Origin of the sequence: Methanobacterium sp. SMA-27, from assembly GCF_000744455.1 — an archaeon.
Taxonomy (GTDB): Archaea; Methanobacteriota; Methanobacteria; order Methanobacteriales; family Methanobacteriaceae; genus Methanobacterium_B.
This window is the reverse complement of record NZ_JQLY01000001.1, coordinates 2403325-2430303: the sequence shown is the minus strand read 5'-3', so window position 1 is coordinate 2430303 and position 26979 is coordinate 2403325. Positions and strand designations below refer to the sequence as shown.

25 protein-coding genes, 1 tRNA gene and 1 pseudogene are annotated in these 26979 nt (G+C 32.5%); 18 read left to right on the top strand and 9 right to left on the bottom strand.

Annotated features, from left to right (window positions below; genetic code table 11):
* Nucleotides 1-30: 30 nt before the first annotated feature.
* Together DL91_RS12320 and DL91_RS12315 are read right to left on the bottom strand one after the other, a co-directional pair.
* Nucleotides 31-1104, bottom strand: coding sequence for an NAD(P)-dependent alcohol dehydrogenase (locus DL91_RS12320; protein WP_048192169.1), 1074 nt, complete (start codon nucleotides 1102-1104; stop codon nucleotides 31-33).
* 124 nt (nucleotides 1105-1228) lie between these two features.
* Nucleotides 1229-1828 carry an acetate uptake transporter gene (locus tag DL91_RS12315; RefSeq protein ID WP_048192168.1) on the bottom strand — a complete coding sequence of 200 codons (600 nt, stop codon included), beginning with the start codon at nucleotides 1826-1828 and terminating at the stop codon, nucleotides 1229-1231.
* Nucleotides 1829-2286: 458 nt separating this feature from the next.
* On the opposite strand from DL91_RS12315, the gene DL91_RS12310 reads away from it, so the two are divergent.
* From DL91_RS12310 to DL91_RS12295, 4 genes are all read left to right on the top strand, one after another.
* The gene (locus tag DL91_RS12310; RefSeq protein WP_048192166.1) at nucleotides 2287-2877 is read left to right on the top strand and encodes a TetR/AcrR family transcriptional regulator; all 591 of its coding nucleotides are present in this window, start codon (nucleotides 2287-2289) and stop codon (nucleotides 2875-2877) included.
* Nucleotides 2878-3021: 144 nt separating this feature from the next.
* Nucleotides 3022-3312 carry a putative quinol monooxygenase gene (locus DL91_RS12305; RefSeq protein ID WP_048192164.1) on the top strand — a complete coding sequence of 97 codons (291 nt, stop codon included), beginning with the start codon at nucleotides 3022-3024 and terminating at the stop codon, nucleotides 3310-3312.
* Nucleotides 3313-3912: 600 nt separating this feature from the next.
* Complete coding sequence (locus tag DL91_RS12300) at nucleotides 3913-4965, top strand: AI-2E family transporter (protein WP_048192162.1); 1053 nt, start codon at nucleotides 3913-3915, stop codon at nucleotides 4963-4965.
* 195 nt (nucleotides 4966-5160) lie between these two features.
* Nucleotides 5161-5424 (top strand): hypothetical protein, encoded by a 264-nt coding sequence (locus DL91_RS12295; protein ID WP_048192160.1) that lies wholly within the window; start codon nucleotides 5161-5163, stop codon nucleotides 5422-5424.
* A 121-nt stretch (nucleotides 5425-5545) separates the two neighbouring features.
* On the opposite strand, the gene DL91_RS12290 is transcribed toward DL91_RS12295, so the two are convergent.
* A complete protein-coding gene (locus DL91_RS12290) occupies nucleotides 5546-6931 on the bottom strand; it encodes an NAD(P)/FAD-dependent oxidoreductase (RefSeq protein WP_048192159.1) in 1386 nt (461 codons plus the stop codon).
* Nucleotides 6932-7525: 594 nt separating this feature from the next.
* On the opposite strand from DL91_RS12290, the gene DL91_RS12285 reads away from it, so the two are divergent.
* Nucleotides 7526-7867: a hypothetical protein gene (locus tag DL91_RS12285; RefSeq protein WP_048192158.1), complete on the top strand. Its 342-nt coding sequence runs from the start codon at nucleotides 7526-7528 to the stop codon at nucleotides 7865-7867.
* A 48-nt stretch (nucleotides 7868-7915) separates the two neighbouring features.
* Nucleotides 7916-8941 (top strand): TrkA family potassium uptake protein, encoded by a 1026-nt coding sequence (locus DL91_RS12280; RefSeq protein ID WP_048192157.1) that lies wholly within the window; start codon nucleotides 7916-7918, stop codon nucleotides 8939-8941.
* Between the two features lie 14 nt (nucleotides 8942-8955).
* On the opposite strand, the gene sfsA is transcribed toward DL91_RS12280, so the two are convergent.
* The gene (sfsA, locus tag DL91_RS12275) at nucleotides 8956-9675 is read right to left on the bottom strand and encodes a DNA/RNA nuclease SfsA (protein ID WP_048192156.1); all 720 of its coding nucleotides are present in this window, start codon (nucleotides 9673-9675) and stop codon (nucleotides 8956-8958) included.
* 646 nt (nucleotides 9676-10321) lie between these two features.
* On the opposite strand from sfsA, the gene cfbD reads away from it, so the two are divergent.
* The 7 genes from cfbD to DL91_RS12240 all read left to right on the top strand — a co-directional run bounded on the left by cfbD (nucleotide 10322) and on the right by DL91_RS12240 (nucleotide 16034).
* Complete coding sequence (cfbD, locus tag DL91_RS12270) at nucleotides 10322-11398, top strand: Ni-sirohydrochlorin a,c-diamide reductive cyclase catalytic subunit (RefSeq protein ID WP_048192154.1); 1077 nt, start codon at nucleotides 10322-10324, stop codon at nucleotides 11396-11398.
* Between the two features lie 75 nt (nucleotides 11399-11473).
* Nucleotides 11474-12481, top strand: coding sequence for a sugar phosphate nucleotidyltransferase (locus DL91_RS12265; RefSeq protein ID WP_048192151.1), 1008 nt, complete (start codon nucleotides 11474-11476; stop codon nucleotides 12479-12481).
* Nucleotides 12482-12539: 58 nt separating this feature from the next.
* Entirely contained in the window at nucleotides 12540-13148 is a 609-nt protein-coding gene (gene hisH / locus DL91_RS12260) for an imidazole glycerol phosphate synthase subunit HisH (protein WP_048192149.1), read from the top strand.
* A 113-nt stretch (nucleotides 13149-13261) separates the two neighbouring features.
* The gene (locus DL91_RS12255; protein WP_048192147.1) at nucleotides 13262-14623 is read left to right on the top strand and encodes an AIR synthase-related protein; all 1362 of its coding nucleotides are present in this window, start codon (nucleotides 13262-13264) and stop codon (nucleotides 14621-14623) included.
* Between the two features lie 45 nt (nucleotides 14624-14668).
* Nucleotides 14669-15112, top strand: coding sequence for a hypothetical protein (locus DL91_RS12250; protein WP_048192144.1), 444 nt, complete (start codon nucleotides 14669-14671; stop codon nucleotides 15110-15112).
* Nucleotides 15113-15206: 94 nt separating this feature from the next.
* Nucleotides 15207-15812 carry a phosphoesterase PA-phosphatase gene (locus tag DL91_RS12245; protein WP_048192143.1) on the top strand — a complete coding sequence of 202 codons (606 nt, stop codon included), beginning with the start codon at nucleotides 15207-15209 and terminating at the stop codon, nucleotides 15810-15812.
* Between the two features lie 150 nt (nucleotides 15813-15962).
* Nucleotides 15963-16034, top strand: a tRNA-Arg gene (locus tag DL91_RS12240).
* Nucleotides 16035-16096: 62 nt separating this feature from the next.
* Here the strand turns inward: DL91_RS12240 and tfrA are convergent.
* Nucleotides 16097-17773 (bottom strand): fumarate reductase (CoM/CoB) subunit TfrA, encoded by a 1677-nt coding sequence (gene tfrA / locus DL91_RS12235; protein ID WP_048192142.1) that lies wholly within the window; start codon nucleotides 17771-17773, stop codon nucleotides 16097-16099.
* A 106-nt stretch (nucleotides 17774-17879) separates the two neighbouring features.
* Here tfrA and sepS point away from each other — a divergent pair, with 106 nt between their 5' ends.
* The 3 genes from sepS to ribB all read left to right on the top strand — a co-directional run bounded on the left by sepS (nucleotide 17880) and on the right by ribB (nucleotide 20862).
* On the top strand, nucleotides 17880-19526 hold the full coding sequence (sepS, locus tag DL91_RS12230; RefSeq protein ID WP_231551467.1) for an O-phosphoserine--tRNA ligase: 1647 nt from the start codon (nucleotides 17880-17882) through the stop codon (nucleotides 19524-19526).
* 186 nt (nucleotides 19527-19712) lie between these two features.
* Nucleotides 19713-20090 carry a DUF120 domain-containing protein gene (locus tag DL91_RS12225; protein WP_048192140.1) on the top strand — a complete coding sequence of 126 codons (378 nt, stop codon included), beginning with the start codon at nucleotides 19713-19715 and terminating at the stop codon, nucleotides 20088-20090.
* 91 nt (nucleotides 20091-20181) lie between these two features.
* Nucleotides 20182-20862 carry a 3,4-dihydroxy-2-butanone-4-phosphate synthase gene (gene ribB, locus DL91_RS12220; RefSeq protein ID WP_048192137.1) on the top strand — a complete coding sequence of 227 codons (681 nt, stop codon included), beginning with the start codon at nucleotides 20182-20184 and terminating at the stop codon, nucleotides 20860-20862.
* A 41-nt stretch (nucleotides 20863-20903) separates the two neighbouring features.
* On the opposite strand, the gene DL91_RS12215 is transcribed toward ribB, so the two are convergent.
* From DL91_RS12215 to DL91_RS12200, 4 genes and pseudogenes are all read right to left on the bottom strand, one after another.
* Nucleotides 20904-22409, bottom strand: coding sequence for an AAA family ATPase (locus DL91_RS12215; protein WP_048192135.1), 1506 nt, complete (start codon nucleotides 22407-22409; stop codon nucleotides 20904-20906).
* Nucleotides 22410-22599: 190 nt separating this feature from the next.
* Nucleotides 22600-22935, bottom strand: a pseudogene (locus DL91_RS14010) (MFS transporter); the annotation flags it as partial.
* 272 nt (nucleotides 22936-23207) lie between these two features.
* Complete coding sequence (gene gatA, locus DL91_RS12205) at nucleotides 23208-24584, bottom strand: Asp-tRNA(Asn)/Glu-tRNA(Gln) amidotransferase subunit GatA (RefSeq protein WP_048192131.1); 1377 nt, start codon at nucleotides 24582-24584, stop codon at nucleotides 23208-23210.
* Between the two features lie 140 nt (nucleotides 24585-24724).
* The gene (locus DL91_RS12200) at nucleotides 24725-25492 is read right to left on the bottom strand and encodes a heparan-alpha-glucosaminide N-acetyltransferase (protein ID WP_048192129.1); all 768 of its coding nucleotides are present in this window, start codon (nucleotides 25490-25492) and stop codon (nucleotides 24725-24727) included.
* Nucleotides 25493-25687: 195 nt separating this feature from the next.
* Between DL91_RS12200 and ala the strand changes: the two genes are divergently transcribed.
* Nucleotides 25688-26680 carry an alanine dehydrogenase gene (ala, locus tag DL91_RS12195; RefSeq protein WP_048192126.1) on the top strand — a complete coding sequence of 331 codons (993 nt, stop codon included), beginning with the start codon at nucleotides 25688-25690 and terminating at the stop codon, nucleotides 26678-26680.
* A gap of 52 nt (nucleotides 26681-26732) precedes the next feature.
* Entirely contained in the window at nucleotides 26733-26894 is a 162-nt protein-coding gene (locus DL91_RS14005) for a hypothetical protein (protein ID WP_197050651.1), read from the top strand.
* The last annotated feature ends 85 nt before the right edge of the window (nucleotides 26895-26979 follow it).

Here is a 26979-nt window from a genome sequence, read left to right as displayed (position 1 = left end):
CTTTAAAAAAAAGAATAGAATTTTTAATATTTATTCGTCTAAAAGGACGACTGGTTTGATTAAATCTCTTGGTTTGTCTTTCATTAGGAGAAGTGCTTCTTCTAATTTATCAAAACCTTTGTAGACATGAGTAGCCATGAGTGACGGATCCATACGTCCGTAGGTTACCATATCTGCTAGTCTTTCCATTCTAACTCTTCCACCAGGGCAAAGACCGGTGACTATATCTTTATCAGCCATACCGAATCCCCAGTTTACACGACAAAGTGGTAAGGTATCTTTTTCACCGAATCCTTTACCATAGTAGTTATTGTTAGAAATTTTTGATCCGGCTTTAGCCATTTTTAATGCGTCTATTAGAATATCAGGACCACCACCAGATACAATTACAGCGTCAACACCCGCTCCATCAGTTGCTTCAAGGATTTGGTCTGCGGTGTCTCCGTCTTTGTAGCTAATTATATCTGTAGCACCATATTCTTTAGCTACTTCAATAGCTTTAGGTCTGGTACCAACTGCAAATATTCTTCCAGCACCCCTTAATGCTGCACCGGCTACACCGCAAAGTCCAACTGGCCCAATACCTAGAACTGCTACAGTGGCCCCCATTCCAATTTCGGCATTTTCAGCAGCCATAAAACCAGTAGTCATCATATCAGTAATCATAACCGCTGATTCTAATGACATTCCTTCGGGTAGGTGTGCTAGGTTGTTATCTGCTAGGTTTACATGGAAGTATTCGCCGAATACGCCATCTTTAAAGTTAGAGAATTTCCAACCACCTAAAGCTCCACCACTTTGTGAAGGAAAACCTCGTTGAACGGCTTCTGAATCCCAGTCAGGAGTTATAGCTGGTACAATTACCCTATCGCCTGGTTTGAAATCTTTAACTTCCCTTCCTACTTCGTCTACTACTCCTAAAGCTTCATGTCCTAAAATCATGTCATGTCTGTCACCTATTGCTCCTGCCCAGACAGTGTGTACATCAGAAGTACATGGTGCTAGAGCTAATGGTTTAACAATAGCATCTCTTGGGCCGCATTTTGGTTTATCTTTTTCTATCCATCCTATTTCCCCAATTTTTAACATTGCTAGTCCTTTCATTTTTTTTCACCTCAGTGATTATTCAAATCTAATTAGTAGTTATCAAATAGACCCTATATAAACATACCGAATGTTCTGTATGCCTGATTAATTAGTACATATTAAATTTTTATGTGAGGAATGTTCAGGTTGGTAGAACCCTATTCCCATAGATTTCGTTTATAACCTCTGCCATTCCCAAGTAGAATGCTAATAATCCAACAAATATTCCCACATAACCACCAATTATGTTTATGGTGCTGTTTCCGGTTAATGCGCCTAATCCCAATACGAAGAACAGTAATGTTAATGTAGAGAATAGTATCTGGAATCCACGACTTATTTTAAGTGTTGCTACAAACATTACAGCAGTCCAAACACCCCACAAGAATAAATATGCTGCGAGTGATGCTGAATTAGGTGCAGATGCCAGATTTAATTTGGGTAAAATTAGTAGTATTGCAAAGGAGTACCAAAAGGATCCAAATGCACCAAATGCAAGTGTGGCGAAAGTATTTCCATTCTTGTATTCCATTGCACCAACAATTAAGTCTATAGTTCCACCAAATGCCAGTACCATAGCCAATATCACACTGCTTAACTCATAAAATCCAGCATAAGAAAAACTTAATAGAATTAAGGTCATTCCAGTAGCAACCAGTCCTAAAGGGGCAGGATTTGCAGGGTTATGTTTTAATAGCTTCTGGCCATCTATAGTTATGGTGGCAGTTTCTTCTTCACCCATTTTTATCGCCAATCCATACTAATCTCAATGCTAGTCCTTTCATTTTTTCACCTCATTGATTTCTGCAAATTGATAGTAGTTATGTAGCCAAACATATAAACATACCGAATAGTCTGTTTGTGATGCTTAATAGTAAATATTAATAGAGACCGTTCTTTTTGTAATTGGTCTAAAGAAAAACTTTTATCAAAATTAAAGTAATTTATGAACATTTATCCAACAAATTATTTCTTGTTCACGAATATAATAATTTTTAAATCTCAAAAATAAAATTAAAAGTTTTTAAAAAAGTATTAATATGTTTTGCCCAGATTCAATTCTTAATATATAGTATAAAGCACTCGATAAAACATGACTTAATTTTATTCGTTTAGGATATCTTTATTAATTTGATTGTCACTAGATGATCTATAACATTACAAGACTTCTATTATTAAAAATTATAAAGAGATGTGTATATGGATACGAAATCTAGAATTATGGAAGAAACATTTAAATTATTTCTAAAAAAAGGATTTGTTGATGTTTCCTTGAATGACATTAGAAAAGCATCAACCATTACTACCGGCGGATTTTACTATCACTTTGACAGTAAAGACACTCTCCTAGTTGCAGTGATTGAAAAATATATATTTAACTATTTTAATTCAACCATAAGACAAATTAGAGATTTCGAAGGCACACCCAAAGAAAAACTAAAAACAGTAATATTATCAATCATAGGCGAAACACAATTATCTGAAAGCTCTGAAAAAATAGATTATAGGACATTACACTTACTATTAATGGAAGGTGTACAAAAATATGAAATAATAAGCAAACATTACACAGAATTTTATTACAACTTGTTAAACTTCATTAAAGATGTACTCGATGAAGGTGCAGCCCAAGATATTATCAGACGGGATATTGACTCCACCGAACTTGCAACAGTTATTCAAACTTCCATGGTAGGAACAGTCTTAATGTGGATAGCAATGCCTGAAATGCCCATAGAAAACAGAATGAATTCTAATATAGATCATTTATGGAATTATATTACAAAATAAACTTTAACATTAAAAAAACATAATAGTCGGTATTTTGAATTAATAATCCAACAAATATCTGAAATTATCTCGAGGTGAAATAGCTCGATAATGTGAAAATCTGGATTAACCTATATAATATGAATAATTTTAAGGAGGAATCAAATGATCATAGTAACAGCCACAATAACATCTAATCCTGGTGAGAGGGATAAAATCATTACAAAATCTCAAGATCTAATTGAATCAACTCGTTTAGAATCGGGTTGTATCAGTTATAATTTATATGCAAGCACTGAAGGTGATGATATCCTACTGATGCTCGAACAATGGGAAAATCTAGAAGTATTAGAAACGCATATGCAAACTGAACATTTCAAAGCATTTGGTGTGGCAATTGAAAATTTTTTAGCGAGAAAATTAGACATTGCTGTTTACTCAGCTGACAAAAAATGAACCTATATACTCTTTTTTTAGTTCTAATAGAAAGTGGTTACAATTTGGAACATTATTGAAAAATTCCACCAAAAATTTTTATTCGTCATAGCATCATTTACGAAGTTATCTAATCTATTTTAGTCACCAATTTTTTAGAAAAATTTTTGTTGCGAATACGATAAAATAAATAATAATTTAATTAACAAATGAAATAAAAAACCACTGATTGATACAAAAAATGAATTGGATATGCTATGTATCATATGTCGCTGGTTTAAATAAATATAAAATTAATTATTCCTGAGGGTCAATGAAAACTGATTATTTCCATTTTAATTTTTATTTGAGTAATCCTTGTTTCTTTAACGTATTTAATTTCAGAAAATAAACATATACATCATACTTACATTTTTTTAGATTGTTATATAGTATATTAATCTAAAACGCTCAATTAACATTATAACTTAAATATTGGATATAACATTTTTAAATCAGTTGATGGTATGATTCAATTGAGAAGTCTCTATGTAAGTTTTTATATTTTGGAAAAATGCAAAATACTTCTAAAAGAATTAAATATACATGGAACATAATATTCTAAAAGTTTGTAGGTGGAGTATGAGTTATCATTTAAAAAAAATAGCTATTTCAACAATAATACCTCTTATAATAATCTTAACACTTCTTTCACTGGGAATTTTAATCCCAATTTTGACTATGGTAATATTCGGTGCTATATTAGCATATTATATCCGATTTATATCCCGGAAAATCAAACCATATGTTAAAAATGACACTTTGTCTGTTTTTTTAGGTATAATAGTATTCACCATTCCCATAGTTTTATTGTTGTATTTTACTTTAACGCAGTTTGTACTTATAGCTGAATCTTCATTTGGCTCATTACAGCAAGCTGCTACTGGCAATTCTACTATGAACATGACTGTAATAAACCAAGCTGTAAATAATCTCAATCTTCCAAGTAATCTTACCCAAAGTATAATAACAGCTGTACAATCTGGAATTAATGAATTTATTTCATTTGTTGCTAGCTCCTTAGTTGCCATGATAAGTTCAATTCCATCTTTTGCTGCCCAAATGCTCATATTAATTTTTTCAGTATTTTATTTTGCAAGAGATGGAGATAAAGTAATTAAATTTATAACAGATGTTATTCCGGTTAAAGACAATGATTTCTACCAGGAATTGTTTGATAGTGCTGAAGATGTTTTAAAAAGCATAATTGTCGGTAATGCTATTCCTGCAGTAATCCTTGGAGTACTCTCTGGAATTTTATATTACTTACTAGGATATCCTTATGCACTATTATTAGCTATCATAAGTGGAATAGCCATGTTTATACCCATTATTGGTCCATGGATCGTGTATGGTGCCATTGGAATTATCAGTATACTCCTTGGGAACACCACACAAGGTATATTGGTGATTATATTTGGTTGGATAATAGAAACAACAACAGACTTTTACATAAGACCCAAGATTGCTGTTCAATATTCTGAAATACATCCATTGGTATTTTTATTAGGATTCATTTATGGTGCGGTGACTATGGGTATTCCTGGACTATTTATAGGGCCATTAATATTGGGAATAACTTATGCGGCTTATAAAATCTATAGAAAAGAAAAAATAAAAACAAAAATGTCATGAATCTAAAAATTGGATAAAAATTTCACAATAAATTTTTTAGGTTCTAACAATTTGGAATTAAATGTAGTTAGATATTGATTGATCTAATAAATTCACATCTTTGATATTTTGATAAAACTTGATCATTTCATACTATCTGAAATTTATATAATAGTAATGCTGTTACTTTACTTACAAAGAATAAGGTGATAAAATATGGCTATGACACTCTGGAATTTTGTAGAAATTGTTGAAGAAATTGAAAATGCGACGATATACATTGAAAATTATACAAACGAAGAAAATTCCGACGGAAAAGAAATTCACAGAGTTGAAATGAATGTTGAAGATACTGACACCGAAATTATTATGGGTTCATACATACTTGAAGCAGAATCCAAAAAAGCCTTGGACCAACAAGTAAAATTCACACTTGGAGGGTATTTCAAAAAAATAGATGTTGTAAATAAATTATATTAATTAAATTATTTTTTAAATATTTTTATTGATTCATATTAATTATTTTCAATTTTATGTCATGTTTGAGTAAATTAAAATAAATATTTGAGATAATTAGTCTATTTTTGTTCAAGACTTTACTTTATATGTTTTTTTTAATAATGTCCCTTGCAGCTATAATTCCTGTGGCAGCTGCTCCAACAATTCCTCTAGATACTCCTGCACCGTCTCCAGCAGCATAAAGTCCTTCAATTCTTGTTTTCATATTTTTATTCATTTCCAATCTCATTGCATATAATTTTATCTCAGGTGCGTAAAGAAGAGTTGAATCAGAAGCAACACCAGGTATTACTTTATCTAAGGCTTCAAGACCTTCTATAATATCCACCACCACCCTATGTGGAAGTGCCATTGCAATATCCCCTGGAGTTACACAGTCAAATGTCGGCACAACATTACTTCTTTCAAGTCTCCTCCAAGTAGATCTTCTTCCTCTTCGGAGATCTCCTAATCTTTGAAGAAGTGGTTTTCCTCCACCAAGGGTGTTGGTAATTGTTGCAATAGAAAATGCATAATCAGAAGTATTCTCAATTGGTTCGGTTAATTCCACCCTAACTAAAAATGCAAAGTTTGTATTATCTGATAATTTATCTCTCATTGAATGACCATTCACACCCATAAAATCATCATAAACCTCTTCAACTACAAATCCATGATTACAAACACAAAAAGTCCTAACAAAATCATCATAAGTCTTGGTTATTATATGGAATTTTGGATCCCAGTTTATCGTGGTTACTTCATCCATCATTATTTGAGGCAGCTCCACCCTTACACCCACATCAACAGGATTATGTTTCACAGGAATTCCAAGTTTATCTGTTTGATTCGACAACCATTTAGCCCCGATTCTTCCTGGAGCTGCAATTAAATAGTTACAATAAATTTCAAAAATACCTTCTTCGTAATTCTTTAGCTTTGCACCCTTCACTTTTTCATCAACAATTATATCCAAAACTTCGGTTTCCAGCATAAATTGAACGCCTTTATCTTCAAGTTCATCTTTTATAGAATTTATAATCGGGGGAGTTTTGTCAGAACCCATATGTCGCTGTACTATAGGTATAAAATTTATTCCTGTAGCTGCTGCCTCCTTTAGAATAGGGGAGATTTTATCTTTATCAGGTGCGTAAATCTCTTCAGGTGCACCATGTTTAAGGAACGTTTGGTCAATTTCATTAATAATACTCCAAGCTTCTTCAGTACTCACAAATTCTTCAAGGTTTCCCCCTATATCGGGTCTTAGATTAAGTTTACCATCTGAAAGACCTCCAGCACCACCTAATCCTCCGGTTATGTTACATGGAAAACATTTTCTGCAACTTCCATTAGAGAGAGCATCACATCTCCTTTCATTCAAACCTCGACCTTTATCCACTATAATAACTTCAAGCTTTCCTGCCAATTCATTTGCTGCAAAAAGACCTGCAGGTCCTGCACCTATAATCAGAACATCACATCTATTCATAACTATCACCTAGTTTTTACAAATTCTAAAAAAAATTTCTATAATTATATTATCTATTTTAGAACTCTATAAATTTTAGTAATAATTTCATATATTCTTCGTAGAGAGAGACATGCATTTCCAGTGTATCTAGTGTAAAAAAATATATTGAACAACCCATCCAGAGGAGTTTTAAAAATGATTTGGGAGTTAAAATAAATTTTTAAGACAATAAAATATTTAAAAATACTTTAAAAACTTTTTAAACTTTAATTAGATTGAATAAACTTATAAATCCATAAATTTAAGTTTATTTATAATTTTATATACTTTCATCATCTTTTTATGGTGAACCGCCCGTATGTATGTAGTTAAAAGGAGAAAATCTAAAACTGGGTTTCAATAATTTTTGTTATAGTATTAATATTTAGTTTAAATTTTTGATGAATTGGGCTAAAAAATTAGAAGAATAGAAAATATAGATTAACAGAATTTAGATAAGTTAAAAATAAGTATTTGCCTAAGAAACTGAACTAATTTTTAAATTGTAATGATTAATTAGCAAAATTTATTAAAGAAAAAATTCCATATTAGCATAAATATATGGGGGGAAAAATGAAGTTTTTAAATGTTACTCTATCCATATTGCTAGTTTTAGGTTTTGTAATGACACCTTCATGTGTTTTTGCTTATGAAAATTCATTTACAAGTTCAGCTAGTATTTCTGGATTTTCAGTACATTCATTAAGCACGATAACTAATTTAAATCCAATGGTCAAAGGATCCAGTGTTGGAGGAAAAGGTTCTACTTCATCATCAAAAAAGATCAAAGATAGTGACGATGATGATGGTAACAGCACAGATGATGGTAACAATTGGTGGATATGGATAATAGTTGTAATTATTATAATCGTAATAATATTTGGAATCTGGTTTTTCTATCTCAGAAATAGATAAAAATCAATCTAATAATCTGAGTAAAAATTTAGGAAAAGGGTAAGTAAAATGTTTGTTGTATTTGAAGTTATAAGGGAAAATTTCCCAAAGTTAATAAACAGACCACTCACGCGCATTTTAATACTAGTTGTGGCCGTAATTGCATATGGAACCATTGGATTCCATTTCATTGAAAGCCAAAATTGGACTGTGTCGATTTACTGGACATTTGTAACCATAGGTACTGTCGGTTACGGTGATTATGCTCCCAAAACTCCATTGGGAATGTATTTTACCATTACATTATTGGTTATGGGTATTGGAACGTTTGCTGTGGCAATAGAATCCATTGTTGAAGTGATAACCAGTAAACAACAGATGAAGATTATGGGGCTGATTAACGTGAAAAGATCAAAGCATGTTGTAATTTGTGGTTGGACAGAAAGTACTGTTGAATGTATAAAAGAAATTGGTAAGGACAATGAAGTTTTTATTCTTGACGAAAATGAAGGAGTTCGTAAAAACGCACTGAAAAACGGAGTTAATTTCGTTCATGGAGACCCAACCAGAGTAAATGATCTTAACAAAGCCAATGTCAGGGGCGCCAAAGCAGTTATAGTTGATATGGAATCAGATTCCCACACAATCCATTGTATACTGGGAATAAGAAAAATTGATCCGAACGTCCGGATAATTGCTGAAGCACAACGTTATGAAAATATTGATCAGATAAAACTGGCAGGTGCGAACCAAGTAATATCCCCATTTGTAATTTCAGGACGCCTAATGTACAAAAGTATTGATGGAGGATACGAAGCCATGTTTGTGCAGGATGTGCTTGCAGAACACAAAGAAAGGGAAATGAGAGAAGTTATAGTTGGATCTACCAGTTATTTCGCCGGTAAAAGTGTTAGAGAAGCGGATTTACACCATAAAACAGGGATTGTGCTGGTTGGTATTGGAAAACAAGGAAAATTAACCATAGACCCTCCACGTGACTTCATAATAGATGTAGGGGACATAATACTTGGAATTGGTAAACCATCCGAGTTTGAAAGATTCAAAAAAGAAGAATTTCCAAATGAAATTTCATAATCACCCATATCTTTTTAAAAATCCATTCTTAAATTTAATCTTTTAAAGGGAATTATTTCCATTGAATCTTTTTTATAGATATTTTCAAATGAATAAGCAACTATATTGACACCCTTAGTCTTTGCTTTTTTTAATGCATAAGAAAAATCCGGATCCATTTCCATATTTGGAGTGAATTCAATTGCATCATCCCTCAATATCAGGAAAAGTACTGAAGATTTAAATCCATCATTTAATGAAAAAGTTAATTCATCAAGGTGTTTTTTACCTCTTATAGTAGGTGCATCTGGAAACTTGGCAAGTTTCCCGTCTACTAATGTACATCCCTTGACTTCAAGTAACATTTTCTTATTTTCAGTGTTTGTTAACAAAAAATCAATTCTACTTTTACCATAAGTATACTCTCGTCGCTCTATAAAATAATTGGATAATTCTTTTATATTACCAGATTCTATTAGTTCTGCTGCTATATCACTGTGAAATCCAGAATTTAATAAAACCCAAATACCACAATTAAAAACTGCTATAACATCATAATTTGTCTTTCTTTCCTGTTTTGAAATTGCCTTTCTAAGAAGAAGTTTAACATTTGGAATTAAAAGTTCCTTAAGTCGACCAGGATCTCTTAGATGTGCCATCTCAGTTATACCTGATCCTTGTTCAACTTCAAATGTAACTAAAAACCTATTGGGTCTTTCAATAAATCTTCCACAAATTAAATTCTCTATTTTCATTATTAAATCAATTCACTAACTCAAGATTAATAATTTACTAATTATATGAATAAAAAAAAATTAAATTCTTAATAATCTTTATTTCCACTTGGTTATGCTGGATATATGTTAATACAAATAAATTACTTTATATATTAGTTATAAGTGGATAACGATCTCCAAAATCCAACAATCCCATATTTATCAGAGGTATTAGTGCTGTTTACAACTTTACCATTTTCTATTCTAATATGGACGCAGTTATGGTATTATTAGTATATTTCTTTGTTTTATTTAATCCATTCCTAATTTTTAATTAAATTCATACATTCAAAACAAATATGAATATTTTTAATCTCTTTTTAAATCTTTAAACTTTCAAATAATAAATTAAAAACTTGAATTAATTTTAGATTCTGTATTTACATTAAAATGTAAAATTTTATATATTAATAATTTTTCCATTAGAATGGATTTTATTAGAAAAATTAAGAAAAAAATGACTAGTGGATATTTTAAAAATAAATTAATTTCTTACAAACTTTTTATTTGATTTACAATTAATCAAATTATAACAGAATTTATACGATTAGAATTATATTATTAATTCTAAATTCATTATATCTAATAAAAATTTTATTTGATTTAGAATTATTGAGGTGATAATTTGCATCCAAGACCAAGTCCAATAGCTGCGTCTTTATACACATTAAGAGATATGAACGCTGATGTAATCATATTACACGGCCCACATGGCTGTTGTTTTAGAACAGGTCGTCTTCTGGAAAATGATGGTGTAAGAGTTGTAACTACTGCAATGTCTGAAAATGATTTTATATTCGGAGCCTCTGAAAAACTTGAAGAAACACTGAATAAAGTAGATGAAATGTTCTCACCAAAGCTTGTTGGAGTTGTTGGGACATGTGTTAGTATGATCATTGGCGAAGATATGAAAGAAGCTGTAAAAAATGCCGATATAAAAGCAAAAGTGGTTACTGTAGAATCTCACGGAGGAGTGGGAGAAGGAGACAACACAGAAGGTGCGATTGCAGTCTTAAATGCAGCAGCAAAGGAAGGAATTATACCATCAAATGAAATGGAGCGTCAGAACAAAATGCTCCAACTGGCCACAGAAATTGAGAAAACACGAGGAATGGCCCAAGGACAATATATAAAACCATCTTATGGCGATAATAAAGTCAAAGTTGCAAAATTATTAATTGATGCCATTAAAAAGGGCGATAAAATAGCAATAATTCTCAATGCCAAAAAAGAAACTTCCTATCTTTTTTCTGATATACTAAAAATTCAATTTGAAAAAATCAAACCAAATAACAATATAACTCTCATTGCAAACCTCGATGATAAGATCGGCCTTCCACGAATAAGGCAACATGCAGTAAATATTAAAAAAGAGCTCTCAAATAATGGGATTAGTATAGACTACATTACAGGCGGTTTAGATGAATATCCTGTAACTGGTAAAAAAGCTGTAGAAATTTTAAAGGAAGAAAAATTTGATATTATTGTTGTTGCTGGAGTTCCACACGCATTGCCTATAGAAGAAATCGAAACAACTTCAATTGCTATTACTGATGGTCCTAGGCTTGTTGAACCACTTAAAAAAATAGGATACAACTACGTTGTGACAGAAATAGATGCCCATGCTAAAACACTTGGAACAGACAATATTGTACCATCAGATTTTGGAGATTCTCTCAGAGGTTTGATGGATATTGAATGAATTTTTATATATAATAGTTTTAATAGTATAGCCATAACTATGAACAAATCATTTTGAATATGTAAGGGTGATATTATGACGAGAACCATTGGAATGATACTCTGCGGGGGCTTTGGGAAGAGGTTAAGGCCTTTAACTGAGACAGTTCCAAAACCACTCATTGAGATTAAAGATGACTACACCATTTTAGACAAACAACTCTTTGACTTTAAAAATGCAGGAGTAGATAAGGTGCTTCTTTTAACTGGATTTTTAAGTGAAAAAATTCATGATAGATATGGAGAGGAATATAGAGGTGTTGAAATTGAATATATTGTTGAAGATGAACCTCTGGGAACATTAAATGCAATTAAATTAGGTATGGAAAACATTAAAGACGATGAACAGTGCGTAATAAGAAATGGAGATGTTGTTGCAGATTTGAATATTAAAAAAATGATTGAACAGGGTGTAAAATCAGATTATCCTCTTTCAATATTCATTACCAAAATGGTTTCACCATACGGAATTGTTGAAATAAGTGGTGATAGACTTGTTTCATTTAAAGAAAAACCCGTACTCGATTATTATATTAATGGAGGAGTATACTTTTCAAAGGGAGAAATCGACTTTGGAAGCTTTGATGTGGGGGACATTGAAAAAACAGTTTTTCCAATGTTAGCTAAAAACAATCAACTTGGTTACTATAAGGAAAATGGACTATTTTGGATGGCTATCGACACATCTAAAGAACTTGAAGCCATTAAAAAGGAATATGAAAATAGGGAAGACAAACCATGGGGATATGAAAAGATTCTAATCAATACTGAAAAGTATCTGACTAAAGAGCTGTTCATAAGGGAAGGATACCAAACTTCATTCCATTACCATTCTCAAAAGGATGAAACAATGTATATAGTGAGTGGTGCAGGTTACATAGAATTCGAAGAGCGCAAAGAATATTTTGGAAAAAATGATACTATAAGAATTGAACCAAAAGAAGTGCATTCCATAGTTGCCATGGAAAACACAGTTCTGCACGAAATTTCAACACCACACCTAAATGACACCATAAGGGTTATAGATTACTATAAAACCAGATAACAATTAAATTTAATTTCTATTGGAAATTAAAGATTATTTACGTAGGACAGGCCAAAAAATGATTGCTATTATTGATTATGGATCGGGAAACCTTAAGAGCATTAAAAATGGTTTTTCAAAGGTAGGTACCGATGCTATTATTTCTTCTTCAATCAAAGAGATAAATGATGCAGAAGCACTTGTACTACCTGGTGTCGGTGCATTTGGAAATGCTATACAAAATTTGAGTGGTTACGAAAACGCTATAAATGATCATATCGATGACGGTAAGCCATTTTTAGGCATTTGTCTAGGTCTTCAAATTCTTTTTACTAGTAGTGAAGAAAGTCCGGGTATTCCTGGACTTGATATTTTTAAAGGGAAAGTTTTGCATTTCCCAGATTCTATGAAATTAGATGGTTTTAAAATTCCCCAGATGGGCTGGAATCAGCTTGAAATTAGGAATGAATGTCCAATATTAAATGGCGTTGGAAGTGATTTCATGTACTTCGTTCATTCATACTATGTTGATCCTGATGACAAAAAAATAATAGCTGCAACCGTTAACTATGGTATTGATGTTCCTGCTGTTGTCTGTTTGAAAAATGTTTTTGCTACCCAATTTCATCCAGAAAAAAGTGGAGAGGAAGGACTAAAAATACTCAAAAATTTTGTTGATCTAGTATAGTAATTAAAATTATTTGTAATAGGTAGAATAATATGATATTAATATTAATTTTCAGTAAATAATTATTAATAAAATTTACATCATAATAATAAACACATAAAAAGGTGTTGTAAGTGGATATAGAAGGATTCGTAAGGCGAACACTAAAGGATGAAGACGAGAAAACCGTCCAAAAAAACCTAATAAACAAAATATTAGAATATAAAGATATTGATAATGAAAAAGCCAAAGAAATGGCCGCTGCAGTTATTGATGAGGTAAAATGTACGCTCAAAATCGATTCCTATCCTGATGAATCCATGAAGGAATTAATAAAATATCCTGAGTCTCATGTAGCGATGGGTGAAATTGGTGTAGGATCTCGAGGTGCAGGAGACTTTTTTGTACACAGGAAAATCGCAGAAATTGTTTCAAGTACCAAGAGCAGTGCATATATATCACCATCAGCACAAGACGATGGTGGAGTTGTTAAATCAGAAGTTGATTCAAAAGAAGTATATATTACAACTGCAGTAGATGGTATTCATTCAAGACTCAGCGAATATCCATTTTTAGGAGGTTTCCATGTTGCTAGAGCTACCTTAAGAGATGTGTGCGTTATGGGTGCAGATCCAATTGCTATGTTAAGTGATCTTCATCTTGCAGATGATGGAGACGTTGGAAAACTTTTTGACTTTACAGCAGGAGTTTGTGCAGTTTCTGAACTTGTAGATGTGCCTTTAGTAGCAGGTAGCACTCTAAGAGTCGGTGGAGATATGGTTTTAGGTGACAGACTTGTCAGTGCGGTTGGTGCTGTAGGAATATCCCAATATCCTCCAACTGCTAGGAAAAGAGCAGAATCTGGTGATGTTGTACTTCTTACAGAAGGTTCAGGTGGAGGTACCATTACAACTACAGCCATCTATCATGGAATGTTTGACGTTGTATGGGAAACCATGGATATTAACTTTATAAAATCATCTGAAGCTATATTCAAAGCAGGGCTTTTACCAGAAGTTCATGCAATGACAGATGTTACAAATGGTGGTTTAAGAGGAGATGCTCATGAAATAACCAAAACAACAGGCTTAGGATTAACTTTCTATGAGGATAAAATCAGGGGAATGGTAAATCCAAAGGTATTGGATATGCTTGAAAAACTCGATATAGATCCTCTTGGTGTTTCTGTGGATTCATTGATGATTATAGCTCCTGAAGATGTTGCAACAAATGTTAAAAAGGCAATATCGAATGTTGGAGTTAAAATTAGCGAAATTGGATTTGTTGATGATACAGGTGTTTCAAAACTTATTAAAGAAGATGGAGAAGAAGAATTAAAACCTCTTTTCAGGGAAGCAGCATATACCAAAATAAAAAAAATTGTTGGAGACATAGAACCAGAAGATTTTGACATCATGAAGGACAAAGTTCAAAATGCTGCCTTAGAAGCTATAAAAAAGAAAGATAAAATTGTAAAAATAATAAATGAAAGATAAACTTCATTTCAACACCACCATAAAAAATAAATTTTATGTGTAAATATGATAAATGACAATAAAGGATTATTTTTCAGTTTAGATATGGTATTAGCCTTAATACCCATTTTTATACTTATTTTAAATGTTACAAATGCCAATATCTGCTATACTAATTTTTACTTAACAAAACACTATTTTATGGAGGCTCAGGATACATCTGAACTAATGACTCAGTGCACAGTCTTTGATGATCAGACAGTTTTAGAAGGAATATCTAAAGCTCTTTCAGAAAGTAAAGACCCAATACAAGGAATAGAATCTGCCAAGAAAATTGCTGATCCTTTTCTCAAAAAAACCCTTGGGAACCGGAATTACCTTTTCGTTGAGATGAATTATCTTAAAGGGATGGAAATCACTTCTAGGGGAAATTTTGAAGATGCCAAAAATGTTAGTGTAGCTGTAAAATCTAATGGAAATTATATTTTCAAGTTATATGTATGGGAATGAATTAATTTGAGTATTAGCCGCTATATACTTATCATGTCTTCTCAAATTAACTATAGATTTAGTTTTTTTGAAAATAAAAAATGGAGTTTGAATAATGGAGAATCAACAAGATCAAAAATCTGAACAACGATTTGCAAAGTTTATTTCAACTATAACACAACCTCCACTTGTATCCATACCCACATTCGCCATTATAAACTATTTTCTTTTAGGTTTTAACAATTCAATATTAGTTACTTTAATATGTTTCATATTCGGCGCTTTTTTACCTGTTCTAACTTCTCTAACTCTCATTAAAAAAATGAAAATTGATTTAGATATCACAGACAGAAGTAAAAGAACTTTACCCCTTATTTTAGCAGTTTGTTCATATATAATAGGATTTTTTGTGCTCTATGCGCTTAGCGCTCCCGCACTAACATCAGCACTCATGTTTGTTTATTTCTCAAATACAGTGCTAATTCTTTTAATTAACTTTTCGTGGAAGATTAGCATACATGCTATGGGTGTAGCTGGCCCTACAGCAGCTTTAATTTATTTATTTGGAATCCCTGGAGTTATTTTTGGCCTTATTATTCCGTTGGTTATGTGGAGTAGGGTAAAGCTCGGTAAACATACACCTTATCAGGTTCTGGCAGGTGCTGTTCTTGGTCTGGTATTGACTGGTGTTCAGTTGTATTATATTGTTCCATGGGTTTAGAATGTATTTTTTATATTAAATTGATGCAGTATATATTCTAAATAAATATTATTTAAGGTTAAAATTTAAATAGAAAAAGAGTTAATTGATATATGTTGCTTTGATTCTTGTTTTTATCTAACTATAGGAATTGAAAAAATCAAGAAATAGGCCCTGGTAGTGTAGCGGATATCACGTAGGATTGCGGATCCTATTACCCGGGTTCGAGTCCCGGTCAGGGCATGATTTATTTTTTTTTATTTGAATAACCACATTATTTCATCTATTCTGTTTAAAAAAATGGTTTAAGAAAATTTACAACTAGAGTTTAAACCTCTTTTTAAATAACTAAAATCTGTATTTTTATTCATTACTATGCTTCTTTTCCATCTTTCATCTGTTTCAGGATAATCTTCCCTGTAATGAGATCCTCTGCTTTCACGTCTCAAAAGTGCAGATTGTGTTACAAGTGATGCAACAATCAACATATTCTTTATTTCTAATGCATCCAATAGATTTTTATTAAAACCTCTTCCTTCAGGCACATTCATATTTGAAGTTTTCATTTGAAGTTCTTCAATTTTCTTCATTGCTGATTTGAGACCGTTTTCATTTCTTATTATGGCCACATTTTCCCACATTGTTTCCATGAGAGATGTTTTAATTTCGTGAGGATATATATCACCCTCTTTAAAGATATTTGAAATTCTATCTTCTTCTTGATTCACTTGTAATTCATTAAAAATAAATTCTGATGAAAGAGCATTTTTTGCAGCTGATTCTCCAGCTCTTTTACCAAATACTTGTGTATCTGCTAATGCATTTCCTCCAAGTCTGTTAGCACCATGTACTCCTCCTGTAACTTCGCCTGCAGCATAAAGATTTTTCACCGTTGTTTCGCAGTTTGGTTTGATTCTCGCACCTCCCATAACATGGTGTGCAGTTGGTGCTACTTCCATTGCCTGTTTTCTAATATCAATACCAATATCCATGAACTGAAACAGCATTGTTTCTAATTTTTCTTCAATAATTTCATTTGGGAGATGTGTGACATCCAAATAGACACCCCCATTATCTGTTCCTCTTCCTTCTCTGATCTCGTTGTATATTGCACGGGCAACAACATCACGTGTAGCAAGTTCACCCCTTTCATCATAATTTTTCATGAAACGTTCCATTTTTACATTGAAAAGTTTTCCACCTTCACCACGTACTGCTTCTGTTATGAGAACACCTCTTCTAGATGCCGGATACAACATTCCTGTTGGATGGAATTGGATTTGTTCCATGTCAAGTACATCAGCTCCAACATTGTATGCTAAGCTGTAACCATCCCCTGTTTTTTGAATAGCATTTGATGTAACAGGATATAGCCATCCAGCACCTCCACTTGCAATTACAGTGGATTTAGATTTAAAAATAATTATTTTTGAATTTCTAAGGGATACTCCAACAGCCCCAATTACTTTCTTACTGTTTTCATCCGTTAAAAGAGATGTTATCATCAATTCGTCAAAAGTATCTATTTTTTGCCTAGTTACTTCTTCTTTAAGAGCCATCATCATTTCATGGCCGGTTCTATCCCCTTGGAAGCAAGTTCTTCTGAAACTTTGACCACCAAAGGCTCTTTGATTCAATTTTCCAGATTCTTGTCTATCAAAGATTGCACCAAAATCTTCAAGTTCCATTAATCTGTCTTTGGCTTCCTTAACAAGTATCTCAACCAGTTCCATATCATTTAAATATGCCCCACCTTTCATTGTATCTTGAAAATGAGAATCAACACTGTCCTCTGAATCAACATATCCAAAAGCAGCATTATATCCTCCTTCAGCAAGTGTTGTACATCCTGATTTAAATGATAAGCCTTTTGAAACTATTATAACATCTAAATTATACTTTCGTGATTCTATTGCAGCCCTGCATCCTGCACCGCCTGATCCTATAACCAGAACATCACATTCGTGTATCTCTTTTTCCATAATAAGGAATTATACATATTAATATTTATTTTTTGTCGGTTGCTATTTACTAAAGATAATATTAAAATAAATATAAAAAGGATCAACACAAAATTCAATTATATTAATGATCATTTATCGCATAATTATTTATCTTAATCATCATGGGGGCTTTGTCCTGAAAAGAAAAGAAATAATAAAACTTGCAAGAAAAGATTTTGAAAAAGCATGGGTTGAAACAGCCCAAACCTTGAAAAAACCCCATCACGATAATGAATATCCAAGAATACACCTTGAAACGGGTAAATCCCATATGCTCTACAACACCATTTGGGAACTTAGACAGACTTATTTGAACTTGGGGTTCAATGAAACAGTAAATCCAGTTTTTGTTGATGAAGAGGACATATACAAACAATTTGGACCTGAGGCACCTGCAGTTCTAGATCGATGTTTCTACCTTGCAGGACTTCCAAGACCAGATATTGGTATAGGAATGGATAAAATTGAGGTAATTGAAGAGGTTGGTGTTTCACTTAACGAAGAAAAAATTCAGTCTTTAAAAGATATTTTTAGAAGCTATAAAAAGGGAGATGAAAGTGGAGATGATCTAGTTCACGATGTTTCGAACGCACTCGAGGTTGAAGATGCTCTAGGACTCAGAATACTTGAAAACGTTTTCCCAGAGCTTCGTGAACTTAAACCTATTCCAAGTAGAACCACATTAAGATCCCACATGACATCAGGATGGTTTCTAACTCTTCAATCATTACATAATAAGGACAAACTTCCAATCAAACTCTTTTCAATAGACAGATGTTTCAGAAGGGAACAGAGAGAAGATTTAAGCCACCTTATGACTTATCACTCAGCTTCATGTGTATGGGCAGATAATGATGTAAATCTTGACATGGGAATGGCTGTTTCAGAGAGCGTGCTTGAACATTTTGGATTTCAAAAGTTCAAATACATGCCAGACGAGAAAAAATCTAAATACTATATTCCAGGTACACAGACTGAAGTTTATGGTTACCACCCCAAACTTAAAGAGTGGGTTGAAGTTGCAACCTTTGGAATTTATTCCCCCATTGCTCTGTCACACTATGGTATAGATAAAGAAGTAATGAATTTAGGAGTAGGAGCCGAAAGAATAGCCATGATACTTCACAACCAGACAGATGTTCGTGAAATGGTTTATCCCCAAACATATGGAAAATGGTTTTTGTCAGACAGGACCCTTGCAACAATGTTATGCATTAATTACTACCCATTCAGCACTGAAGGAAGAAATTTAATGGACAAGTTGTTGTCCACAGCTAGAGATAATGGAAATACCCCTTCACCATGCCAGTTTACTGCATTTGAAGGAGAATTCTTGGGAAAAAACATAAAAGTTACAATATTAGAACCTGAAGATGGTACTAAACTCCTTGGACCTGCAGCTTGGAACAATATATACATATATGATGGTAACATTGTAGGAGTACCTGAAACAGATATAAACGATGAAATCTCTGTAAAAGCTGTTGAAAATGGAATTCCAACGGGTATTAGTTATATGGATGGTGTCTCTGCATATGCTTCATACAAAATAGAGGAAATGATTGTTAGCGGAGCTCAAGAACTGAGTATTAGAACAACATTATCAAAATCAATATCTGATGTTAATTTAAAGCTAGATAAAGTAGCATTAAACTACATAACCGGTAACAATAAGGTTATCGATATCAGGGGCCCTGTGTTCTGCACTATAAACTGTGAAGTATTGGAATAAATCAATCCAAAAAATTATTTAATTAATTCTTCATTTAAGTTAACTTAATTGCAAAAAGGTTATTTTGTAAGAATACAATATAGAAAGTTATATTCTACTTCAGAGATATTAATAATAAACCTCTTTGAAGCCTTTAGCAAAGGCAATTAAGTTTAAAATGATCGATAAATAATTAAATGTGATTCAATGGAAATAAAAGGAATTATAACCTCAGGAATGGGAAAAGGCACGTATTTTATGTCTCAAAATTTTTATATTGATCAGTTCTTTGAAAAACTTCATTTCAAACCATTTGTTGGAACTTTGAACATAAAGATTGGACCAGAAGAAATTGCCTGTATAATGGACATACCCAATGAAAAATTTGGCATAGTACATGGAGAAGGTAAATTTGGAGATGTTAAGTTTATTAAAGCAGTTTTAAATGGTGAGGTAAATGGAGCCATTGTATTTCCAGCAAAAACGAAGCATACAGAGGATGTTATAGAATTTATTTCAAATAAAAATCTTAGAAAATATTTAAACCTTAAAGATGGAAACCAAGTATCTGTTAAAATTGATTGAAAGGTATCTATTCCTAAAAATGAAATTTGTTCAACAAAATTTTGAACCATTGATTAAAAAATATATAAAAATAATTTAAGAGTGATTATCTATGATAAACGAAGCATTGAAAGCATTAAAGAATGGAGAAATTGTATTGGTATTTGACAGTGATAACAGGGAACGTGAAACTGATATGATAGTTGCAGCAGAGTTCATGACCCCACAGTACATGACCCAAATAAGAAATGATGCGGGTGGACTTTTCTGCGTGCCTCTTTCCTCTGAAAATTCAGATGCATTAGGAGTGCCCTTCATGACAGATATAATGGAAATTGCAAGTTCAGAATATCCTGTGCTAGGAGAACTTAACCCAAATGACATTCCATACGACGAAAAGTCAGCATTCTCAATTACAGTAAATCATAGGAAGACTTTCACAGGCATAACCGACAATGACCGTGCATGTACAATTAAAGAACTTGCATTACTATGCAAAAATGGTAAACAGAGTGAATTTGGGAAATATTTCAGGGCCCCTGGACATGTAACTCTTCTTAGATCAGCTAAAGGTCATGTTATTAACAGGAAAGGACATACTGAGATGAGTATTGCTCTGATGGAAATGGCAGGCCTTACAGAAGTAGCAGTATGTTGTGAAATGATGGATGATAAAACTGGCGGTTCATTACCAACAGCAGAAGCAAAAATGTATGCTGAAGAACATGGGTTGGTCTTTATGAGTGGTGCAGATCTCATAGAAGCATACAATGACTTTAAAAAGAGTGGATAAACCCCATTTTTTTTGTCAATTGATATTATGGATATGATTTATCAACTTGAAAATCTGTTTAAAATCTCTTTATATTCCATATACTCTTTAAATTTTGGTTTTGCTGCTAATTCTAAAATTTTATCAACATCTAAATATTTTTCAACTGTTTTCATTGCATTTAAACAAAAATCTTCAAGTTTTATTTCAACCTCGGGCATGTTCCCCCTTTCAGTGATTTTGACCTTTGGCACTAGTGTCAGGAAGTCAATACCCGTCTTACTCTTTATGAATTTAAAAGTAGATTCTGCAATTTTTTCATCGTAGACCTTATTGAGAATAACACCTGCCGTGTTTATGCCCAATTTATCCATTCTATCCACATGTGCAGCAATATCTACTGCCGCAGTTTCTATACCTCCCTTGTTACATGGAGAAACCATTAAAACCGGAATATTTGAAGCCATTGCAATTTCGGCAGATGAAAACGGTATTTTTTCATTTAAAATTCCTGTAAAAACACTCATAACCCCTTCAATAATAATTATATCATAATTATGGCCCTTAATATCTTCCAAAACATCAAATAAATCTTTCCATCCTAGAGATCCTATTTTAATTGATGAAAATCTTTCCATCTTCTCTTTATTCAAGTATAACGAAGGAACGATATCCCTGATATCTGGACCAACTTTAAGAACACCTACTTTATAACCTCTTTTTTTTAGAATACCCGTCAAACCCGTTGTAATGAATGTTTTTCCAGAATCAGAACCTGTGCTGGCCATCATTATGATCCGAGGGTATGAATCGTTATATGAAATATTTGAAATATTTTCTTTAACTTTAACTCCTGTTTCAATTCCTACTTCCCTTTTAATCTGATTCAAGAGTTTTTGATTGTTGTTTTTGATTGATAAAATATTATCTTCATTGCAATCTAAAAATTTAAGGATATTTTCTACTAGTGATGTATTCTCATCAAGGGCCCCGTGAACCATAACTCCCACAACGTTACCTTCATCATTTCTAACTCCTGAAAGTAGTTCACGAGGATCATTAGTGTAGTCTGTTCTTTTAACATTTGAAGTTAGTACTGGCTTAGCATTTCCAGTTATATTACCGTAGGTGTGGCAATGAAACCCTGTGATTTTATTTCCAACCAGATCTTCTGTTAAAAATGAATTATCAATAATTTCGGCTTCAACTCGGTCTGTGCCTATCATTGGACTGAATGAAACGTCTAAAATACCAAGACCCTTTTTTTCAATTGCACATGGAGATTTTCTTCCTATGTCTGTTTGGTTTGCAAGAAGTTGGAATCCTGAGCACATTCCAAAAATGAATTTACCTTCCCTTTCTATTTTCCTGATCTCGATCATTAAAGTATTTTTTACACTTTCTGATTCAATTATACTTCCACCAGGGATTATTAAACCATCTAACTCTTTATGTGCCTTTTTCCCATTAACCATCCCATTATTTTTTAAAATGTGTGTTGGTAAATTTCCAAAGGTTTCAAACATTGGCAATGAGCCCTTTACATAGAGAAGACCTATTTTTTTCATCTTTTGCTATTTTTATGAAACATAATCTTAAATGTTTTCATTAATGAATAAAATCAATTTTGTTTTTCCAAGTTTTCTAGATCAATTGCCTTTGTTTTGGGGAATGTCCATATGAATATGGCAACACTTAAAGCGAAAATAGATCCCAGAAAGATTCCGCTACCCAATCCATACTGAACTGCAATTAATGCTATAAAATGGGTGTTAAAAATTGGGTGCCTCTTGCTAAATTGAAACCTGCCCCCATAGCCGTGCTTCTTATTTCTGTAGGGAATAATTCAGAAACTATGGGACCGTATCCCCCATAAATACCTGTTCCTATACCTATAATAAACATAAACACAAATATTAACGGAGGATAATTTGCAATATTATCCCAAAATACTGTAATCATTATTAACCCCATAGCAATTGCAAATGATGAAAATGCGGGTCTTCGACCAAATCTATCTACAACATAACCAAAAGATATTAGGCCAATAATTCCTCCTATCTGGTTTACAATTATCCATAATGCAGATTTTGTTACTGAAAGATTTCTTCCTTGTAAACATGTAGGTAACCATGAATATGTAAACCAATATGCAGATACCTAATATAGCAAGTATTAATGCCATTAAAAATATTTTACGATAAGATTTTAAAAATAATGTAATAAATTCATTTCTTTTTATTTTTAAAGATTCTTTATTCTCTTAAGATAGCTTAGATATTTTTACCTTAAATGCTTTGTCTTATAAAACCGCAAAATAATAATCAAAGAAAAAATTTAAAAAAAGAATTTAGATGGAAGAAAATTTAATCCATAACATCTAAGGCAGCCATCATTCCAATTATCTTTGCATCATCAAGTGGTTTGGATTGGATCTGAAGACCAACTGGTATACCGCGAACATCACCTGCCGGAGTACTTGCAGCCGGTATTCCTGCGAGGTTAGCTATTACCGTCAGAACATCGTATGAATACATATCCAGAGGGTCCAATGTGGTACCAATTTTATGAGGTAATTTTGGAACAGTTGGACCAACCATTACATCCACATCATTGATGAGCTTGTTAACCTCTCTTTTAATTAAAGATCTAGCTTGTAGTGCTTTTTTATAATATCTACCGCTGAACTCTTTTTGACTGATATAAGAACCCATATGAATCCTTCTCAAAACTTCTTCGCCACATACATCTTCGATTCTGTTACCATATTTCCTTCCATCGTACTTCCTAGTTGCAGAGAAAAACTCGACATAGTTTATGAGGTAGTAGGTAGGTAAGCATAAATCAATATAATCGAAGCTTAATTCAACTACTTCTGCCCCCATCTCTTTCATTTTATCAATGGATTCTTCAATTATATTGACTATCTTATCATCGGACACTTCAAAGAATTGTTTTACTACACCTACTCTCATCCCTTTAATGGAATCTTCACAGTTTTTTACAGAATTTGTGAAGTTTGGAATTTTCAAGTCCAATGATGTGCACTCTGTTTTGTCGTAACCTGCAATAACTTCCAGCATCAATGCAGCTCCCCCAGGATCTCTTGCAAAAGGTCCTATCTGATCGAAACTCATAGCAAGATCCATAAGTCCCTGCCTAGAAACCATCCCATATGTGGGTTTAAATCCTATTAATCCACAATGAGATGCAGGATTTCTAATTGAACCGCCAGTATCAGATCCAATAGCCAAGTCACACATTTCTGCTGCCACTGCCACTGCACTGCCTCCACTTGAACCTCCAGGAATCCTGCCAAGTGCAACGGGATTCTCAGTATGGCCAAAATATGATGTTTCAGTGGAACTTCCTGCAGCAAATTCATCCATATTGGTCATTCCAATAATAATTCCATCTTCTTCCTTTATTCTTTTTATTACTGTTGCATCATAGCTTCCAAGATAATTTTCAAGGGTCTTTGAAGCGGCTGTTATATGAAAATCTTCAACATTGATGTTGCTTTTAATTCCAACAACCAACCCTGCAAGTTTTCCAACTGTTTCATCGTTATTAATTCTTGAATCAATATTTGATGCACAGTCAATTGCTGAATTCTTATTTATTTCTAAAAAGGCATTATAACGACCATTGTTCGCGTCGATATTGTTACAAAATTGTTCAAGGTTTTCTAATGCTGTGATTTCATGATTTTTAATTAATTCTGACTTATCCAATAGTTTCATAGTCACACCTGTAATTAATATGGGAGAATATAAATATTACTGCTTTTTGTAAAGTGATTCTTAATTTGTTCTTGTTTTTAATATACTTTAATATTATAATTTTTGATCAGTTTATAAGACAATGAAAATCTTAGTTAACATTAAAATAAGTGATTGATATTAACTACTCCTAAAAGATATAAAAGAATTATTAGTATTGGTTGATGTATCAAATAGATTATAAGTGAATTTCTTCCCAAAAATGAAAAACCCCTAATGATATAATTACTGGAAAGATCAGGAAGATTAAATTGCCTCTGATAATTTTTGTATAGTATTCCTCCAAAAAATAATCCTAACAAAACAACTCCAAACCAGGGGATTAATGGGAAGTAATCTACAGTTTGAAGATTGTTGGGTATGAAACCAAGCCACATAAGCCATGTGAAATCAAAATTGAAATTTCCAAGATAAATTCCAAGTAGAATAATGGATATTCCTAAGATCAAATTAAGATATTTTCGTTTTATAAATGGATAAGCCAAAATAATAGATATTCCAATAAAATGGAGCACTCCAAATATTATAAACTCCTGGGGTATAAAAATCCATGTTGCAAATGTTATTAGAAGGCCTAATGAAAATATTTTAAGACCTCTTTTAAGATATTTTTTGAGTAATCCTCCTTCGGGGTATTCACCAGTTATCATTGATCTTGAATTGCTCAGAGTCAATGAAACACCCATTAAAAATATAAATGTGAATGCAGTTGCACGTGCAAAATACCATAAAAATCCAGAATTAACTTCAAAAGGGTATACACCAAAAAATGTGATATCAAAAAGGAAATGATATGTTATCATTGTGATTATTGCCAAACCACGGAGTGAATCCACTTCCCAAAACCTTTTTTTCACGTCGATTTCCATATTGTAACCCAATTTAAGTTTTATAATATTCTAAACTTTTTTTCACCATAACAAATTAAATTATCATTATTTTTTAATTAAGTCTATTCTATTATTGATTATTAAATGTCAATTTAAATAAAATATTAATCGAAATTTAATTCCCAAATTGGATATAAAACATATATCATATTAAAATTCATGAAAGGTGCTACAATGTATGAAACACTTCTATTGAAACAGAGCGAAATAAAACAACTAATAGAAATGAATGAAGTTATTGAATCTGTTGAAACAGCATATAGTATGCATGCAAATCGAAGAGTTCAGATGCCCGCCAAGAAATACTTGTTTTTTAAAAAATACCATGGTGATCTGCGTATTATGCCTTGTTTCGTTAAGGATATGGATCAGGCAGGAGTTAAATGTGTTAATGTTCACCCTAGTAATCCGCTTGATCATGATTTACCAACTGTTATGGGTGTAATAGAGCTTTTTGATCCAAAAACTGGCTTTCCTATATCAGTTATGGATGGTACTTGGATCACTAATATGAGAACTGGTGCTGCAGCTGGTGTTGGTACTAAATATCTGGCAAGGTCAGATTCAACCTCATTGGGAATTATAGGAGCAGGTAAACAAGCTTTTACCCAACTAATGGCCCTTAAAGAAGTTATGAATATTGAAAATGCCCAAGTTTTCTGTAGGACATGTAAATCCCGGGAAAATTTCGCTAAATTGGCCAATGAAAGATTTGGTATTAATGTAAAGGCAGTTGAAACTGCAGAAATAGCTGTGAAAGATGTCGATGTAATTGTAACTGTAACACCAGCCAATAAACCTATTTTAAAGGCAGAATGGATAAGTGAAGGAACTCATATAAATGCAATGGGTGCAGACGCTCCAGGAAAACAGGAACTTGAATCTGCATTACTTAAAAAATCTAAGGTATTTATAGATTGCTGGGAACAAGCCAGACATAGTGGTGAAATTAATGTACCAGTTGCTGAAGGTATTCTCACAAGAGAAGATATATCAGCAAAGATAGGAGATGTAATAATTGGTAAGAATCCTGGTAGAGTTTCGGATGAAGATATAACCATATTTGACTCAACAGGACTAGCTGTTCAGGATGTTATTACAGCATGGAAAGTCTATGAAAAAGCCCTTGAAAGAGGTATAGGTAGTAATATCAATTTCCTTGACTAATAATCAGACATAAGTATATAAAGTTTAAAATTAATTATAATTTGGTGGTTTAATGTACGAACAGAAGATACATAGAACGGAAGTTCTTAACAAAATGGGCCATGTGTTTGAACGTTATAGATTCCTAATAAGATCCAAGTCTTTCAATAAAAAACAAATGGAAACCATTGATTATCATCTGTCTGAGATCATGAAGGTTTTAAACGATTGTTAACTCTTTCTTATCTTAATTTATTATTCTTTAGAATTCTGTAATAAATCAAATTTATTTTATTTAAGTTCAAATTCTATTTTGTAGT

What these genes read in the sequence shown, in the direction of transcription:
- DL91_RS12320 (WP_048192169.1), bottom strand. Translation starts at nt 1,104, where the DNA reads ATGAAAGGACTAGCAATGTTAAAAATTGGGGAAATAGGATGGATAGAA.
- DL91_RS12315 (WP_048192168.1), bottom strand. Translation starts at nt 1,828, where the DNA reads ATGGGTGAAGAAGAAACTGCCACCATAACTATAGATGGCCAGAAGCTA.
- DL91_RS12310 (WP_048192166.1), top strand. Translation starts at nt 2,287, where the DNA reads ATGGATACGAAATCTAGAATTATGGAAGAAACATTTAAATTATTTCTA.
- DL91_RS12305 (WP_048192164.1), top strand. Translation starts at nt 3,022, where the DNA reads ATGATCATAGTAACAGCCACAATAACATCTAATCCTGGTGAGAGGGAT.
- DL91_RS12300 (WP_048192162.1), top strand. Translation starts at nt 3,913, where the DNA reads ATGAGTTATCATTTAAAAAAAATAGCTATTTCAACAATAATACCTCTT.
- DL91_RS12295 (WP_048192160.1), top strand. Translation starts at nt 5,161, where the DNA reads ATGGCTATGACACTCTGGAATTTTGTAGAAATTGTTGAAGAAATTGAA.
- DL91_RS12290 (WP_048192159.1), bottom strand. Translation starts at nt 6,931, where the DNA reads ATGAATAGATGTGATGTTCTGATTATAGGTGCAGGACCTGCAGGTCTT.
- DL91_RS12285 (WP_048192158.1), top strand. Translation starts at nt 7,526, where the DNA reads ATGAAGTTTTTAAATGTTACTCTATCCATATTGCTAGTTTTAGGTTTT.
- DL91_RS12280 (WP_048192157.1), top strand. Translation starts at nt 7,916, where the DNA reads ATGTTTGTTGTATTTGAAGTTATAAGGGAAAATTTCCCAAAGTTAATA.
- sfsA (WP_048192156.1), bottom strand. Translation starts at nt 9,675, where the DNA reads ATGAAAATAGAGAATTTAATTTGTGGAAGATTTATTGAAAGACCCAAT.
- DL91_RS12265 (WP_048192151.1), top strand. Translation starts at nt 11,474, where the DNA reads ATGACGAGAACCATTGGAATGATACTCTGCGGGGGCTTTGGGAAGAGG.
- hisH (WP_048192149.1), top strand. Translation starts at nt 12,540, where the DNA reads ATGATTGCTATTATTGATTATGGATCGGGAAACCTTAAGAGCATTAAA.
- DL91_RS12250 (WP_048192144.1), top strand. Translation starts at nt 14,669, where the DNA reads ATGATAAATGACAATAAAGGATTATTTTTCAGTTTAGATATGGTATTA.
- DL91_RS12245 (WP_048192143.1), top strand. Translation starts at nt 15,207, where the DNA reads ATGGAGAATCAACAAGATCAAAAATCTGAACAACGATTTGCAAAGTTT.
- tfrA (WP_048192142.1), bottom strand. Translation starts at nt 17,773, where the DNA reads ATGGAAAAAGAGATACACGAATGTGATGTTCTGGTTATAGGATCAGGC.
- sepS (WP_231551467.1), top strand. Translation starts at nt 17,880, where the DNA reads ATGATCATTTATCGCATAATTATTTATCTTAATCATCATGGGGGCTTT.
- DL91_RS12225 (WP_048192140.1), top strand. Translation starts at nt 19,713, where the DNA reads ATGGAAATAAAAGGAATTATAACCTCAGGAATGGGAAAAGGCACGTAT.
- ribB (WP_048192137.1), top strand. Translation starts at nt 20,182, where the DNA reads ATGATAAACGAAGCATTGAAAGCATTAAAGAATGGAGAAATTGTATTG.
- DL91_RS12215 (WP_048192135.1), bottom strand. Translation starts at nt 22,409, where the DNA reads ATGAAAAAAATAGGTCTTCTCTATGTAAAGGGCTCATTGCCAATGTTT.
- gatA (WP_048192131.1), bottom strand. Translation starts at nt 24,584, where the DNA reads ATGAAACTATTGGATAAGTCAGAATTAATTAAAAATCATGAAATCACA.
- DL91_RS12200 (WP_048192129.1), bottom strand. Translation starts at nt 25,492, where the DNA reads ATGGAAATCGACGTGAAAAAAAGGTTTTGGGAAGTGGATTCACTCCGT.
- ala (WP_048192126.1), top strand. Translation starts at nt 25,688, where the DNA reads ATGTATGAAACACTTCTATTGAAACAGAGCGAAATAAAACAACTAATA.
- DL91_RS14005 (WP_197050651.1), top strand. Translation starts at nt 26,733, where the DNA reads ATGTACGAACAGAAGATACATAGAACGGAAGTTCTTAACAAAATGGGC.